Below are 15441 nucleotides of genomic sequence, written 5' to 3'. Positions count from 1 at the left end.
GGCGCCGCGCTCAACGCGCGGCGCTCTTCACGAGGCCGTCGGTCCTCCCCGTCCTCTGCAGCGCGTACGCGATGCCGCTCTGGAGCGTCCCCCGCGTCACGATCTCTCTGAACTCGATCTCCAGGCCCGTGAGGGTCGTCGCGACCTCGGGGCGGATGCCGGTGAGCACCGCCTGCGCCCCGAGCATCCGGAGGGCCTTCGCCGTGGATATCAGCGTGCTCGCGACGTCGCTGTCGACGAGCTTCACGCCGGTGATGTCGATGATCACGACCTCGGCGCCGTTCGACTCGACCCCGTGCAGGGCGGTGCTGAGCGCCTGCTGGGCCCGCGCGCTGTCCATCATCCCGATCAGCGGCATGACCATGATCCGGTCGGTGATCGGGATGATGGGGGTGGACAGCTCCGCGAGCCGGTCGTTCTGCACCCGGATGATCTCTTCCTGCAAGGACAGGCGCTCCCGCTCGCTCCGCTCTCGCCCGGCGAACTCGACCCCGAGCCGCTGCTCGGCCTCCTGGAGCGCCGCCGTGCGGTGCTCCAGGTGCTCGTAGAGCAGCGCGTTCTCCACGGCCGTCCCGGCCTGCGTCAGAAGGAGCCTGACGAGCTCCTGCCGCGCCGGCTTGAAGGTGCTCGGGGCGAGCCGGTTCTCCAGGTAGATGATCCCCTTGGTCCGGCCCTGGTGGACCATGGCCAGGCACAGGATCGACCTCGGGGCGCACGCGGCGATGTACGGATCGCCCGCGAACCGGGGCTCCTGGGTCGCGTCCGCCAGGATCACGGGCTCCTTCGTCCTCGCGACGTACTGCACGATGGAGACGGGCACGTCGGCGCTCCCCTCGAGCGGGGCGGCCAGGCCCGCCCGGAGCGAGCTCGGCTCCGCCGTGACGACCGCCTCGACGAGCAGGTGCTGTTCGCGCTCGAGGATGAGGGCGCCCTTCTGCGCGCCGGAGTTCTTGATGACGATCTCCATCAGCCGGCTCACGACGCTCTCCAGGACGACCTCGCCCGCGAGCGCCTGCGCGGCCTGGATGACCGCTTCCACGTCGAGGATGCTGGTGCTGAGCCGCGTCGTCGACGTGGTCTGCGCCCTGCCGGAGCGCGATGAGGCGACGACGCTGCGCGGCCCGAGGAGCCCTCCGTCGGCAGGCACGAGGTGGGGAGCGACCCGCGCCAGGCTCTCCACCTTGGCCGTCGCCCCCCACACGAGGTACGCGTGGTAGGCGTCCGTCATGAAGGCCCGCGCGGACCGGAGCAGCCCCTCGGCCTCGTACAGCTTCGCCGCGATCTCGTTCGCGATCGCCTCGTCGCGCACGAACCGGCTCGCCTTCGCCCCTTCGATCGCCTTCTCGTAGAGCATCATCGCGTCCCGCGTCCTCCCCGAGAGGCGCGCCACCTCGCCCGCCACGAGGGTGCTCTTGTGGGCGTAGTTGGAGGGGCTCAGCTCCGCCCAGTGGTTCAGCTTCGCCTCGAGCCTCGCGAGCGCCTCCATGTGCTCTGCCCGCTCGCCGTCCGGCGCCCCGTCGCACGACGCCGCGAGCGTCAAGCAGCCGAAGAACACGATCTCCGTCGCCCAGGCGTGGCTCGACCACCCCACGCTCTGCCGCTCGGCCGTGGCCAGGAACGAGCGCGCGGACGCGTAGTCCCCGTGGAGGTAGCTCAGCTGAAGCTTGAAGGCGCTGTACCAGCTGACCACATAGGCGAGCTCCGACCCCTCGATCGACCTCGTGAACTCGGCCTCGTCGAACGAGCCGCCGCTCAGGGAGTGCCCCCCTTCGGTTCGACCCGTGAGGTTCGCGACCACCTGCTTCGCGCAGACCAGGGCGTTGATCGTGGTCAGGTCGCCGATCCGCCGCACGAGCGCGAGGTTCTGCTCGATCTCGTCCGCGAGCCCGTCCAGATCGTCGCCGAGGTTCAGCTTCGCCGCCGCGATGTGCATGCAGCAATACGACGCATAGACCAGGTCGCCGCTCGCCAGCCCGGCCTGGCGGGAACGCCCGAAGCAGTCGATCGTCGCCGAGAGATGCTCGAACAGATGGAGTATCGCCGCGAAGTAGATCAGCAGCTTGCAGGTGAGGCGAACGTTGTTGAACTTCTCGTTGAGCGCGATCCCGAGCTTCGCGAACTCGTACCCTTCCTCGTATCGCTGAGGGTTGTCCCGGAACAGGGGCAGCTCGTTCCCTAGCATGCTGCCGAACGAGACGTACCCGAGGGCGGACATGGCCGAGTTGCCGTGCTTTATCGACAGGTTGATCTGCTTGACCACCGCGAGCAGGCCGAGGGTGGGATCCACGGCGTTCGCCGGCGTCGCCAGCTCGCCGAGGAGGCCCAGGATCATCTGCGTCTCCGCGCCGGACGCCTGCGGCAGGTCGATGAGACTCGCTATTTCGCGCGTCTCCAGGCTCGCCCGCAGGGCGGCGAGCTCCTCGCGCAGCGTCGCCTCGCGCTCGTCGGCGGCCCGCGGGAGCTCGACCCCGAGCAGCCCGAGCGCCTCCAGCGCCTGGTCTATCACCCGGTTGATCTGGCCGAGCATCAGGTAGAAGGTCATCCGCAGCACGCAGACGTTCGCGCGATCCAGCGTGGTCCTCGCGTGGGTCGAGAGAACGTCGAACAGCGGCTCGGCCGCCTCGAAGCCGCCGCTCAGGCACCTGCACTCCGCGAGCTCGGCGTGGAGCCCGAACGCGAGCTCGTACTCGCTCTTCCAGCTCTCGGCGTCGAGCAGCGATGTCCCGATCTCGAGGTAATGGACGGCGGCGTCATAGGCCGCCCCCATCTTCGCCCGCTTGCCGGCGTCGAGGTTCAGCCGCGAGAGCGCCCGCTTCTCGCGCTCGTCCATGATCAGGGCGACGCCCCTGTTCATGTGGCCCACGATGTCGAACAGCTCGGCCTCGGACTGATCTCGCTTGCTGTCCTCCAGCATCAGCCGCCCGATCTGGAGGTGCGCCGCCTGCTTGTCCGCGTCGTCCATGAGCGCGTAGGCGGCCTGCTGCACGCGATCGTGCAAGAACCTGTAAGAGACGTTGAGCTCCTCGCCGGAGCCGTCCTCGGCGACGGCGAGCTCACCGTCCATGGCGATATCGAAGAACCTGGACTCCGCGTCCACGGGGAGGATGAAGCCCTCGCGGAGCACGCCCCAGAGCTCGCGCGCCGCCTCCAGGCGCGACCGCCTCGTCACGATCGCCAGCGTCGTCAGATCGAACTGGTGGCCGACGCACGCCGCGAGGGAGAGGATGCGCTGGGCGCGCTCGGGCAGCCGGCGCATCTTGCCCACCATGAGCTCGATCACGTTCTCCGAGGCCTTCGCCTCGCGGATGCGATCGAGATCCCATGTCCACGAGAAGCCGCCGGGGTCGAACGAGAGGAGCCTCTCGGCGTGCAGGCTCTTCATGAGCTGGCTCATGAAGAACGGGTTGCCCCGGGTCTTGTCGAAGATGAGCCGCGCGAGGGGCTCCGCGCGGTGAGGATCGCAGCTCAACGTGTCGGCGACGAGCTGGTTCACGTCGGAGAAGACGAGCGGCTTGAGCGTCAGCTCGCTCACCGCGGCCGCCTTCTTGCGGAGCTCCGCGAGGACCACGGAGAACAGGTGGCTCGCGTCGACCTCGTTGTCGCGGTACGCGCCGATCATGAGCATGCAGGCGATCCGCGCCTCGGCCGCGATGCTCTGGAGGAACTTGAGCGACGCCGCGTCCGCCCACTGCAGGTCATCGAAGAAGAGGACCAGGGGCCGCTCCTGGGAGGGGAAGGCGCGGCAGAAGTTCTGGAGCGTCAGCTGGAACCGCGCCTGCGACTCGGTGGGGCCGAGCGCCGGGACGGCCGGCTGAGGGCCGATGAGGAGCTCGAGCTCCGGTATCAGATCGATGAGGAGCTGCCCGTTCGAGCCGACCGCCGCCGAGAGCCTGCGCTTCCACTGCCCCAGCGCCTCGGCAGACTCCGCCATGATGTTGCGGATGAGCTCCTGGTAGACGTGCGCGACGGCCGCGTACGGCGTCGTGCGGTTGAGCTGGTCGAACTTGCCGGTCGCGAAATACCCTCTCTCGCGAACGACGCTCTTCTGGAGCTCGTTCACGAGGACCGACTTGCCGATCCCGGAGTAGCCGGAGACCAGGACGAACTCGCTCCCGCCCTGCCTGGTGCGGCTCCACGCGTCGGAGAGGAGCGCGACCTCGGTCTCCCGGCCGTAGAGCTTCTGAGGCGCCCGCAGCTCATCGACGTAGTCGTATCGGCCGGCGGGGAACGGCTCGATCTTCCCCTTGGACGAGAGCTGCGACGAGCACTCTTCCAGGTCGAGCTTGAGCCCGTGGGCGCTCTGGTACCTGTCGTCGGGGCTCTTGGCGAGGAGCTTCATCACGATGTCGGAGACGGCGCTCGGCACCGCGGGCGACACGGCCTGCGGCGCCGGCGGGGTCCGCGCGATGTGGCTGTGCACGAGATCCATGAGGTCCGTCGTCCGGAAGGGGAGGACGCCCGTCACCATCTCGTACAGGGTGACGCCCAGGGAGTAGAGGTCCGTGCGACGATCGATGACGACGTTCAGCCGCCCGCTCTGCTCCGGCGACATGTAGGCCAGTGTCCCCTCGAAGGACGCGAAGCGGTTCGCTTTGTGGGCCTCCTGCGACAGGCGCGTCGCGCTGCCGAAATCCGTCAGCTTCGCCTCCAGCGTCTGCGCGTTGACGAGGATGTTGTGCGGCTTGACGTCCATGTGAGTGACGCCTCGTCGATGGATGGACTCCAGGGCGTCCGCGATCGAGATCGCGATACGGAGCGCGTCCTCGAGCTTCAGCTTGCTCGCGCCGATGATCTCGTTGAGCGGGCGCTCGCCCGCGTCCTCCATGACGAGCGCCAGGCCGCTGCCCACCTTCTCGATCCCATAGACCCTCACGACGCCAGGCAGCGCGAGGTCCCGGGCGATGGCGTACTCGTACTTGAGCTTCGCGATCTCGACCGGCAGCGGGCGCTCGCTCTTGAGCCGCTTGATCGCCACCGGGGAGCCGTCGCTCTCCCGAACTCCCCGGTAGACCGTCGTCGCCGAGGATTCGTGGATGACGCCCGTCAATGTGTAAGCAGCCCCACTTGCCATAAATACATTCTCGCGGGTTCGCGTCATCACAGCAAGGGGATCCCTGACAGCGTCGACACGCGGCGCACGCGGCAGTCGCCCAGGTGATCCACTGGGGTCGCACGTGGCAGGCCGCGGCAGGCGAGCGTCGGAGTCGCGCGCGCCGCCCGTCAGCCCGTCACGCGCGCCGGCCCAGCAGGAACGCCGCCAGCGCCTCCGCCTTGGGGATCAGCGTGCCCACCTCGACGAGCTCGTCCTTCGTGTGGAAGCCGCTCCCCCGAGGCCCCAGGCCGTCGATGGACGGAATCCCGATCTCGGCCGTCGAGCTGGCGTCGGAGCCGCCGCCGAGGAGGGGCGCCTCGGCGTCGCCGAGCCCCGCCGCCCGCGCGCAGGCCGCGTACTCACGGCAGAGCGCCGCGCTCGCGTCGGTCCGCGCGAGCGGCGACCGCGCGATCTCGCCGTCGACCTGCACGGCGGTGCCGGGCACCTCGGCGGCCGCCTCGCGCGCCGCCGCGGCGAGCGCCGCCAGCATCGCCTCGCCGTCCGCGCGGCTCACGAAGCGGAGGTCGACCTGCGCCTCGGCCGCGTCGGGCACCGTGTTCCTGCCCTGCCCTCCGCTCACCTTGCCGACGTTGACGGTCACCCCACGCCCGTAGTCGGTGAGCTGCTGCGCCCGGTCGATGAAGCGCGCGAGCGCCCAGATGGCGTTCGCGCCCTGCCGGTGCGCGTTGCCGGCGTGCGCCGCCTTGCCCGTGGCCCTCACCGTCGCGCCCCCCGTGCCCTTGCGCGCTGTGATGATCCGGTCCCCCTCGCGCCCCGCCTCGAACACGAGCGCGCACGCGGCGCCCGCGAGCTCGCGCTGCAGCAGCGGGCGCCCCTCGGGCGACCCGACCTCCTCGTCCGCCACGATCGCGAACCGCACCGGGATCGCCGGCAGCGCGCCGATCCGCTCGAGCGCCCTGAGCGCCTCGATCACCACCACGAGCCCGCCCTTCATGTCGAGCACGCCGGGCCCGCGCGCGAGCTCCCCGTCCAGGCGGAAGCCCTCGAAGACCCCCGGGGGGAACACCGTGTCGAGGTGCCCGACGAGGGCGACGTGCCCCGCCGGCGACGCCTTGGCCGCCTCGCTCTCCGCCACCCAGTGCGCGGCGTAGCGCGCGCTCGCGAACCGCCGCACGCACAGGCCGGGGATCGTCGAGAGCTCGTTGGCAAGGACCTCGCCCACGGCGTCGCCGCCGCGCGGGTTGTCCGTGAACGAGTTGAGGTTCACCAGCCGCTCGAGGAGCGCGAGCATCGGCTCCGCGCGGCTGGACAGCGCCTGTCGGAGGGCCTGGATCACGGCGCCAGCATGCCACGGAAGCCCCGGAGGGCCGAGCGCCGCCCCGCCCGAGGTCGCCGGCGCCCGCTCGCGCCGCCACCACCTCGCGCGCCGGCGACCTCTGCCCTGGCCGCAGCAGAAGTGGTACGTGTGCCCTTCATGAAATGTCCCAGAGCAGCGCGGAGGCACCCGTGACCACGGCGACGGGCCCGCTCGTCATCAAGCTCGGCGGCGAGGTCGTGGGCGGCCCTGCCCTCGCCATCCTCTCCAGCGACCTCGCGGCGCTCACCCGCGCGGGCGCGCGCGCGATCGTCGTCCACGGCGGCGGCGCGCAGGCCACCCGGCTGCAGGAGCGCCTCGGCATCCCCGTCCGGCAGGTCGCCGGTCAGCGCGTCACCGACGCGGACACGCTCGACGTCATGAAGATGGTCGTCGCCGGCAAGCTCAACGTCGATCTCTGCGCCGCGCTCGTCGCCGCGGGCGCGAGGCCGGTGGGGCTCCACGGCGCGAGCGGGCCCGCCCTCTCGGCGGTCAAGCGGCCGCCGCAGGTCTACGCCGGCGCCGGGCCCGAGCCGGTGGACCTCGGCCTCGTCGGCGACATCACGGGCGTCGATCGCGGGCTGCTCGAGCTGCTCGGGAGCGGCGGCTACCTGCCCGTCCTCGCCTGCCTGGGGGCCGGCGCGGACGGGCAGGCGTACAACATCAACGCCGACACGGTCGCGAACCGGGTCGCCATCGAGCTCGGCGCGGCGGGGCTCTTCCTCGTCAGCGACGTGCCGGGCGTGCTGCGCGACGTCGCCGATCCCGCCTCGCGCATCCCGAGCCTCACGGTCGCCGAGGGGCGCGCCCTCATCGCGAGCGGCGCCGTCACCCGCGGGATGATCCCGAAGCTCGAGGAGTCGTTCGCCGCGCTCGCCGAAGGGGTCCGCCGCATCCACATCCTGGGGCGGCTCAAGCCGGGCGATCTCGCGCGTGAAGCGAGCGAGCCCGGCTCGATCGGCACCGTGCTCGTCCCCTGAGCCGCCCGGCCCACCTCGCCCGAGCCGGCCGCGCGCCGTATGCTCCCTGCCTCACCGCCGTATGCTCCCCGCCTCATCGATGACGGATGCCGCCCGAGCAGCGCGCGCGTTCATCGACGCGCACCGCGAGCAGCTCGCCATCGGCGTGGGCGTGTGCATCGCCAGCTTCATCGCGGGCATGGCGCTCGTCACTGTCGTGCTCGTCCGGTTGCCCGAGGACTACCTGGAGAGGCAGGAGGAGGCGCCCTTCCTGGAAGGGCACCCGGCCTGGGTGCGCATGGCGGCGCGCGTCGGAAAGAACCTGCTCGGCGTCATGGCCGTCGCGCTCGGGATCCTGCTGTCGCTGCCCGGCATCCCCGGTCCGGGCGCGCTGGTGATCCTGATCGGTGTGATGCTCCTCGACGTCCCCGGCAAGCGGCGCCTGGAGCGGCGGCTCCTCGGTGCGCCGCGGGTGCGCGCCGTCGCCGACCGCGTGCGCGCCCGCTTCGGCCGCCCTCCGCTGCGCGTTCAGGCGGGCGCCCGGGGCTCTTCACCCGGCTCACCCGGCGCGCCCTGAGCGCCCTGCGCGAGCGCCACCGGCCCTCCCTTCGGGGCCGCGGCGCGCCGCCGGAGGTGCCACCCGAAGAGCGCCGCAGCGAGCGCGAGCGAGAGCCCCGCCGAGATCCACTCGCGCGGCGCGAGCAGGATGCAGCCGGCCACGAAGGCGCAGCTCGCGAGCGCGAGGCGCTCTTCAGCGTCGGGCGCGTCGGGCGCGTCGGGCGCGTTGGGCATGGGGCGCACGTCGCCCTCCTCGTTACCGTCCCGCGCCGCGCGTATCAAGCGCGCCGTGCGGTCGCGATCCTGCCCACAGGGCGTGACGCGGCGCGCTCGCCCGTCGCGCCCCTGGTCGCCTCGTGCGGCGCCAGCGCGGTTGCGGTAGGTAGGGGATGGGAACGGCGAGCGCTCCGCTCGCGCAGCATCGATCTCGACGCCTTATGAACGCAAAAGACGATCGCGACGAGGGTGGGCCCGAGGGCGCGCTCCGGAACGAGGACCCCGGCGAGAGCGGCGAAGCAGGCCCGGAGGCCGCCGCCGCGGGCGGCGCGGGCGACGGCGCACGCGCGGGCGACGGCGCAGCGCGCGCGGCGCAGCGCGACGGGGCCGCCGGGGACGATGGCGCCGCGGAAGGCGAGCACGACGAGGAAGACGACGCGGAGCCGGAGCCGCCTCCGCGGCCGCGCGGGCCCTCGATGTGGGACATCCTCCGGGACAGCTTCTTCACGTTCGACCGGCGGACCCTCGGCTTCACGCGCATCCTGCTCGGCTTCTTCCTGATCGGCGACCTGTTCCGCCGCAGCTGGGCGTGGTCCGACATGTTCGCGGACATCGGCGTCCTGCCGAACCACGTGAACCTCTGGCGCCCGCAGGGCGGCGGGAACTTCTCGCTCGTCAACGCCTTCTCCACCCCGGGCGAGCTCTGGGTCCTCTGGGCCGTGATCTTCGCCACCTACGTCTGCCTGCTCATCGGCTGGAAGACGAAGCTCATGCAGGTGCTCTCGCTCGTGTTCGTCACGAGCATGAACGGGCGCGTCCTGCTCATCGAGAACGGCGGCTACGTCGTCCACAACCTGCTGCTGCTCTGGACGTGCTTCCTGCCGCTGGGCGATCGCTTCTCCGTCGACGCGCTCCTCGCGTCGCTGAAGCGGAGCCGCGAGCGGACCGCGGACGATCTGAACGACCGCTCCACGCTCGACGACCCCCGGAAGCCGGACGCCTACGTGACCGTCCTCGGGCCCGTCCTGCTGATCCAGCTCTCGGCGATCTACTTCTTCAACGTGGTGCACAAGACCGGCCCCGCCTGGAAGAACGGGACCGCTGTCCACTTCGTTCTCTACGTCGACCGGATGGTGACGCCGATCGTGGCGGACATCCGCGACTACGCGCCGAAGTTCCTCATCCTGTTCATGACGAGGATGGTGATCTCGTTCGAGGCGGCCATCCCGGTGTGCCTGCTGTCGCCCCTCGGCCGGGTGTGGGCGCGGCGGCTCACGCTCGTGATGATGAACCTGCTCCACGTCGGGTTCGGCACGACGTTCGTGCTGGGCCCGTTCGCGTGGGCGCTCTGCGTGTTCTCCACGCTCCTCATCAGCCGCGAGGACTGGGAGATCGCCGCGCGCACGATGCGGCGCGTGCACCGGGCCCGCGTCGTGCTGTTCGACCCGCGCTCGCCGGGCGCCGTGCTCGCCTGCCGCGTGCTGAAGCGGATGGACCGGTTCGGCCTGCTCACCTTCGAGGCGTCGAGCTCCGCGCCCCACGGGCTCGCGGCGCGGCGTCCTGGCGGCGAGGCGGCCGAGGGGGCGGCGGCGCTCGCCGACATCATCGCGGCGATCCCGCTCGGCCCCGCCGTGGCGTGGGCGCTCCGCCTGCCGCTCGTGCGCGACGCGGCGACAGCGGCGATGGCGGCGGCGCACCGCCGCAGCCTGGGCCGGGCGCTCGGCGCGCGGATCCCGGAGCGCTCGGAGATCGCGCCCCCGCCGGCGCCGCTCCGGCTGGCGGGCCGGAAGGTGCTCGCGACGTTCCGCGAGCTCGCCGTGCTCGTGATGTTCGTCGGCGCGGTCAACCAGGCGGCGGTCGAGCTCTGGGTCATCAAGAACCGCTGGAAGGTGCCTCACCCCGAGCCGACGCGTGTCCTCTCGCAGAAGCTCCGGTTCCTCCAGGGCTGGTTCATGTTCTCGCCGAACCCCGTGATGGACGACGGGACGATCGTCGTCGACGCCATCACGGTCGACGGCCGCCACATCAACCCCTTCACCGGCGAGCCGCCGAACTTCGACCTCCTGCACACGAAGAGCTTCGCGTACACCCAGATCTGGTGCGACTACTTCGCCCGCATCAAGCTGCCGGCGAACACCTCGTACCGGGACGCGATGAAGGAGTACATCTACCGCTACCCGGAGCGCACGGGCCGGCCCGAGGACGCGATCGTCTCCGGGGAGGTGTACTGGGTGAAGGACTGGAACCCGAAGTGGGGCAGCACGGAGAGCTACGGGGAGGAGCGCGAGAAGCTCTTCATCTTCCAGAACCCGAAGGCCCAGGCGCGCGCGCAGGCCGAGCCTCCGCCGGCGCCCGGCGCGCCCGCGGAGCCGCCGAGCCCTGCCAACTGATCAGCGCTTCATGCCCGGGCTCTCCCCCGGCGCCGCGCCCGCGGCAGGCGCCCGGGGAAGGGAAATCCCTTGCGCCGTCGCGCCCCGAATTACCGCGTTGCCCTGCTTCCTCGCCACGGAGGTGTGGCGCCGAGCGCGGGGACACCGCTCAGGGGCAGCTCGACGCGGTGTAGAGCCCGTCGGCATCGAAGGCTCCGGCGTCGAGCTGGGTATGGGACCCGTACACCCTGCACGAGACCCCGCTCGCGTCGATGCTCAGGATCTCGATCGTGCCGCCGTCGAACACGCCGCTGACGAGCTCGGTCGCCGAGCAGTCCGTGCTCCACGAGTGGATGAAGGACGCGGCGATGGCCGGATCCGTGAGATCGAGGATGCCGGGCTTCTGGTAGGCCGGCGGGAGGCTCAACGTCACGCGCGTGGCGCCGGTGCACGCGATGGACGACCAGGGATCCGCGCAGCTCTCGGCCCCGCTCCCGAGGAACAGATGGAGCGCGTCGGGATCCGGGGTCGGCCCGCCCGGCGGCGCGGCCAGCGCGGCGCCAGGGATCGCGCGCCCCGGTGAGGGCGGGATCGACGGCGGCGGAGCGCCGCAATAAGTGGCCGTGTAGTCGCCGCCGAGGTCCAGATCGGGCTTGTACGGTACGCCGTTGAACTCGATCCGCCACGGCGGCGTCCGCCACTCGAGCTTCACCGAGACGGAGCTCGCGTCGCTGCTCACGATCTCGAGCGTCTTGTCCGCCTCCCCTCCCAGGGCCCCCCACGCCCCGTCGCCGAGGGCGGACCCTCCGCCGTACGAGGGGTGCCAGACGGCCAGGTACGTCGTGATGCGAAGGTCTCTGAGGTCGATGAGCCCGGGCCGATTGAGCTCTGGCGGGATGAAGAGCGCGATCTGCCAGAAGGCGTCCGTGGCCGAAATGGAGTCCAGCGGGCTCGGCCCCCGCCCGATCAGCGGCAGGCCGCAGCCCTGCACGGAATCACTGAAAAAGAGCGCGAGTGTGTCGGGGTGCAGCGGGTGAGTGAGCTGCATCCCGTTCATCAGCACCTCCCTGTTGAACGGGTCCGACAACAGGTCACCGAACCGCACGGCGATGGCGCTGCGCGAGGGCGGCCCCTCCTCCGGCTCCTCCTCCGCCGAGGTGAGCACCATGGGGACGCACCCGCCGTTCACGATCGTCACCGCGGCCGCGAGGGCCGTCATCCATCGCTTCATTCGATCACCTCCAAGGTGAGCTCCTCGAGTGAAGACCACAGGGGTGTCGGCCACGGCTCATCGAAACCAACCGAGATCGACGCCGGCCGAGGGGAGCACGATCGGCCTGCGCCCCCGGTCCCGGCCTCGCTGGCGGCGCGCACGGGCGACCACGGCGGCCCGAGGCGGCGGGTTGCCCCCGTCGCGGGCTCTCGACGCCGCCCGTGCGCGCCGCCGGTTGGGCCCCGAACAACGGACGGGCGGCGGAGAGAAAACCGCGATCCATGCTTGACAGCGGCGCCCCCGCGAGTAGAGTCCGCGCTCTCGAAAGCGAGGGCCTGTAGCTCAGTTGGGAGAGCGCTAGAATCGCACTCTAGAGGTCGCAGGTTCGATCCCTGTCAGGTCCACCCTCGAAGCAGTTTCATTCTCTTTCTTAGCCGTTCTTCTTCGTCCTCCACGCCATCGCTGCTCCCTCGCGAGCGCATGGCCCCGCGAGACGCGGGCGTACGCTGAGCGTGCGAGCTCATGCGGTTGCGCAGTGACGCACACCGCTCGGGCGTCCGCAGGGGAGGGTCCCCTCAGCACGGGGGGCAGATCGCGGCGCGCTGCGCTGAGCGCCCACCGCGCGGCGCTCCTCGACGTCGCCTTTGCCTCGCTGCGGTGAGCGCCCGCGCGGCTGCGGCTGGCGCTCACCGTGCCGCGTGCGTCAGGCCGATCCGCGGTGGATGGGGTGGAGAGCCCACGGGGACCGCGCGCGGCGCGATCCGAGGAGCACATCGGTGCGCGGAGACCACGCAGCCGATGTGCTCACGCCGCCGGCGCCGCCGCGCTGTCTAGCGCTCGGCTCGCCGAGACGGCGCGGAGGGAGCGGCCCGCTCACTCGTCGATCGGCTCGAAATCGGCCTTGGTCGCGCCGCACTCCGGGCACATCCAGGAGTCGGGCAGGTCCTCGAACGAGGTCCCCGGCGCAATGCCGGTGTCGGGGTCACCGACCGCCGGGTCATAGACGAAGCCGCAGACCAGACACCGATATTTCTTCATCCGTGGTTCTCCTCAGGAGCTCGACGAGAGGCGCCTGACGCTACCACGAGGGCGGACAGTGCCGCAGATGAACCTTCTGGTCCGCAGCTCTCGCCGCGGCGCCCAGGTCCTGCGCCCCGGCGCGCCGCCTCGGCGACCGTGGCCGCCAGGACGCGCGCCTCAGGGCGGCGCCGGCGCGTCGCGCACCGCGAGCTGCTTCTTCCGCAGCACGCGCGCGATCGGCCAGTAGGCGAGCCGGAGCAGCCACCGCGGGCAGAGGACGCCGAGATGGATGACGAGCCACGCCACCGCGCCGGGCACCACGAGCGCGCGGTCGCGGTCCACCGCGCGGACCAGCGCGCGCGCGCAGCGCTCCGGGGAGATCGACAGGAGCGCGGGAGGCTCGAGGCCCGTGAAGTTGCCGGCCACCTCGTTGAACTCGGTCCGCACGGGCCCCGGACACACCTGCGTCACCCGCACGCCGGTGCCGGCGAGGTCGAGGCGGAGCGCTTCGGTAAAGCTCGTGACGAAGTGCTTCGTGCCGACGTACGAGGCCATCCCGGGCCCGAACGTCAGCCCGAAGCCGGAGCTCACGTTCGCGATCGCGCCGCGCCCGCGCGACACCATCGGGCCGACGAGCCGGTGCGTGAGGTACGCGAGGCTCGTCACGTTCAGCGCGATCATCTGCTCGGTGCGCGACCACGCGGAGAGATCGAACACGCCGATGTCGCCGAAGCCCGCGTTGTTGACGAGGACGTCGACCCCCCCGACCTCGGCCTCGACGGCGAGCAGCATCGCGTCGACCGCCGCCCGATCGGTGACATCGCAGCCGAAGGCGAGCACGGCGAGCGCCGGGCGCGCCGCGGCGAGCTCGGCGCGCAGCGCCTCCAGGCGATCCTTGCGGCGCGCGACCAGCACGAGCGCCCGGGCGCGCTGGGCGATCTCGTGGGCCAGCGCGCGGCCGATGCCCGACGACGCGCCGGTGATGAGCACGACCCCGCTGTCGATCGGCGAGTGCACGGCCGAAAGGGTTGCCCGGCGCCCCCCGGGCGCGCAAGGGCCCCCTCGCCGGTCGGCCTCGCATCGTCCACGCTCCCGCGCTCCCGCCCTCCGGCGTTTCCGCGCTTCCACGCTTCCGCCCTCCGGCGTTTCCGCGCTTCCACGCTTCCGCCCTCCGGCGTTTCCGCGCCTCCACGCTTCCGCCCTACCGCAGCTCGCCCGCTACCCCGCGGGCCGCGCGAGCACGCCGCGCAGCACCTCGGAGAAATCGGGCGAAACGGAGGAGCGCACCTCGGGGGAGATAGGCGCGCAGGAGGCACCTCGACATCCATCGCGCTACCTTCGAGACCACGAGTCGCAACCGGCCGGTAACACGCATCACCCGGGGGCGCCCCCGCCACCGCCGCCAGCACCGCGCCTTGGCCGGCGAGCGCGGCGACGGTGCGGCCGCGGCGCGCGTTGACGTCCGCGGCGGCTCTCTCATACCGTGGACGGCGTCCTCACGAGCCAGGAGACCTCATGCGTTGGCCCTCATCTCTCATCAGTGTGCTCTTCATCGCCGCCGGGCTGGGCGCCTGCGAACGATCCGCGGAGTACGAGCACAAGGCCCCCCCGGCCTCGAACACGGCGAAGCCCGCCGCGACCGCCGCGGCGACAAGCGACGTGAAGCCGCTCGTCTTCGATCCGAAGGACGTCAAGTCCTTCAAGGTCCTGCCCGCAAAATTCGAGACTGACAAGAACACGATCACCGATGACAAGGTGACCCTTGGAAGGATGCTGTGGTACGAGACGCGCCTCTCGAAGAACCACGATATCTCCTGTAACTCGTGTCATGGCCTCTCGAGCTACGGCGTCGACAACAAGCAGTTCTCCTCCGGGCACAAGGGCCAGCTCGGCGGCCGCAACTCGCCCTCTGCGTACAACGCGGGCCCCCACGTCGCCCAGTTCTGGGACGGCCGGGCGGCCACGCTCGAGGACCAGGCCAAAGGGCCTATCCTGAACCCCGTCGAGATGGCCATGCCGGACGAGAAGCGGGTCATCACGACGCTCAAGTCGATCCCCGAGTACGTGAAGCTCTTCAAGACGGCCTTCCCCGACGACAAGGAGCCGATCACCTACGACAACATGGCCAAGGCGATCGGCGCGTTCGAGCGCGGCCTGGTCACGCCGTCGCGCTTCGACAAGTTCCTCGGCGGCGACGACAAGGCCCTTAGCGCCGAGGAGAAGGCCGGGTTCCACAAGTTCATCTCGCTCGGGTGCCCCACCTGCCACACGGGCGTCGCCGTCGGCGGCTCGACGTTCCAGAAGCTCGGCCTCGTGAAGGAGTTCCCCGGCCTCAAGGACAACGGGCGCTTCGACCACACGAAGGACGAGAAGGACAAGTTCTTCTTCCGCGTCCCGAGCCTCAGGAACGTCGAGAAGACCTTCCCGTACTTCCACGACGGCTCGATCGCGACGCTCGACGAGACGGTGACCAAGATGGCGTGGCACCAGCTCGGCGTGGAGGCCAAGCCCGAAGAGGTGAAGGCGATCGTCGCGTTCCTCAAGTCGCTCACCGGCGATCTCCCGACCGACTACATCAAGCAGCCCGAGCTGCCCCCGAGCGGACCGACCACGCCCAAGGCCGACCCGACGTGAGCGGATCACGGTGATCACGCTGATCGCGCTGTTCACCTGATTGCGCCGGGAGGGCGGATCGGCTC

The 15441-nt window shown here is 71.0% G+C and carries 10 protein-coding genes and 1 tRNA gene; 5 read left to right on the top strand and 6 right to left on the bottom strand.

The window, feature by feature from the left end:
* Nucleotides 1–10: 10 nt before the first annotated feature.
* Complete coding sequence (locus WME97_RS01855) at nucleotides 11–5071, bottom strand: protein kinase domain-containing protein (protein ID WP_437549003.1); 5061 nt, start codon at nucleotides 5069–5071, stop codon at nucleotides 11–13.
* A 157-nt stretch (nucleotides 5072–5228) separates the two neighbouring features.
* Nucleotides 5229–6389, bottom strand: a complete 1161-nt coding sequence (locus tag WME97_RS01850) for a M20 family metallopeptidase (protein WP_437549002.1) — start codon at nucleotides 6387–6389, stop codon at nucleotides 5229–5231.
* A gap of 143 nt (nucleotides 6390–6532) precedes the next feature.
* Here WME97_RS01850 and argB point away from each other — a divergent pair, with 143 nt between their 5' ends.
* The gene (gene argB / locus WME97_RS01845; protein WP_012232977.1) at nucleotides 6533–7387 is read left to right on the top strand and encodes an acetylglutamate kinase; all 855 of its coding nucleotides are present in this window, start codon (nucleotides 6533–6535) and stop codon (nucleotides 7385–7387) included.
* A 79-nt stretch (nucleotides 7388–7466) separates the two neighbouring features.
* Nucleotides 7467–7943, top strand: coding sequence for a hypothetical protein (locus tag WME97_RS01840; protein WP_437548999.1), 477 nt, complete (start codon nucleotides 7467–7469; stop codon nucleotides 7941–7943).
* Here WME97_RS01840 and WME97_RS01835 read toward each other — a convergent pair.
* Complete coding sequence (locus WME97_RS01835) at nucleotides 7895–8167, bottom strand: hypothetical protein (RefSeq protein ID WP_437548997.1); 273 nt, start codon at nucleotides 8165–8167, stop codon at nucleotides 7895–7897. The two genes, WME97_RS01840 and WME97_RS01835, sit on opposite strands and share 49 nt — an antisense overlap.
* Before the next feature lie 194 nt (nucleotides 8168–8361).
* On the opposite strand from WME97_RS01835, the gene WME97_RS01830 reads away from it, so the two are divergent.
* Nucleotides 8362–10530 carry a hypothetical protein gene (locus WME97_RS01830; RefSeq protein ID WP_437548995.1) on the top strand — a complete coding sequence of 723 codons (2169 nt, stop codon included), beginning with the start codon at nucleotides 8362–8364 and terminating at the stop codon, nucleotides 10528–10530.
* Nucleotides 10531–10678: 148 nt separating this feature from the next.
* Here WME97_RS01830 and WME97_RS01825 read toward each other — a convergent pair whose 3' ends face one another.
* Complete coding sequence (locus WME97_RS01825) at nucleotides 10679–11740, bottom strand: hypothetical protein (protein ID WP_437548993.1); 1062 nt, start codon at nucleotides 11738–11740, stop codon at nucleotides 10679–10681.
* A 313-nt stretch (nucleotides 11741–12053) separates the two neighbouring features.
* Here WME97_RS01825 and WME97_RS01820 point away from each other — a divergent pair.
* Nucleotides 12054–12126: transfer RNA gene (locus WME97_RS01820), tRNA-Ala, on the top strand.
* 469 nt (nucleotides 12127–12595) lie between these two features.
* Here WME97_RS01820 and rd read toward each other — a convergent pair.
* Both rd and WME97_RS01810 read right to left on the bottom strand, forming a co-directional pair.
* Nucleotides 12596–12760 (bottom strand): rubredoxin, encoded by a 165-nt coding sequence (rd, locus tag WME97_RS01815; protein WP_437548991.1) that lies wholly within the window; start codon nucleotides 12758–12760, stop codon nucleotides 12596–12598.
* A 159-nt stretch (nucleotides 12761–12919) separates the two neighbouring features.
* Nucleotides 12920–13759: an SDR family NAD(P)-dependent oxidoreductase gene (locus WME97_RS01810; protein ID WP_437548990.1), complete on the bottom strand. Its 840-nt coding sequence runs from the start codon at nucleotides 13757–13759 to the stop codon at nucleotides 12920–12922.
* A 498-nt stretch (nucleotides 13760–14257) separates the two neighbouring features.
* On the opposite strand from WME97_RS01810, the gene WME97_RS01805 reads away from it, so the two are divergent.
* Nucleotides 14258–15376: a cytochrome-c peroxidase gene (locus WME97_RS01805; RefSeq protein WP_437548989.1), complete on the top strand. Its 1119-nt coding sequence runs from the start codon at nucleotides 14258–14260 to the stop codon at nucleotides 15374–15376.
* Nucleotides 15377–15441: the final 65 nt, after the last annotated feature.

Source organism: Sorangium sp. So ce367 (assembly GCF_051520455.1).
Taxonomy (GTDB): domain Bacteria; phylum Myxococcota_A; class Polyangia; order Polyangiales; family Polyangiaceae; genus Sorangium; species Sorangium cellulosum_B.
This window is presented reverse-complemented; position numbering and strand designations above follow the sequence as displayed.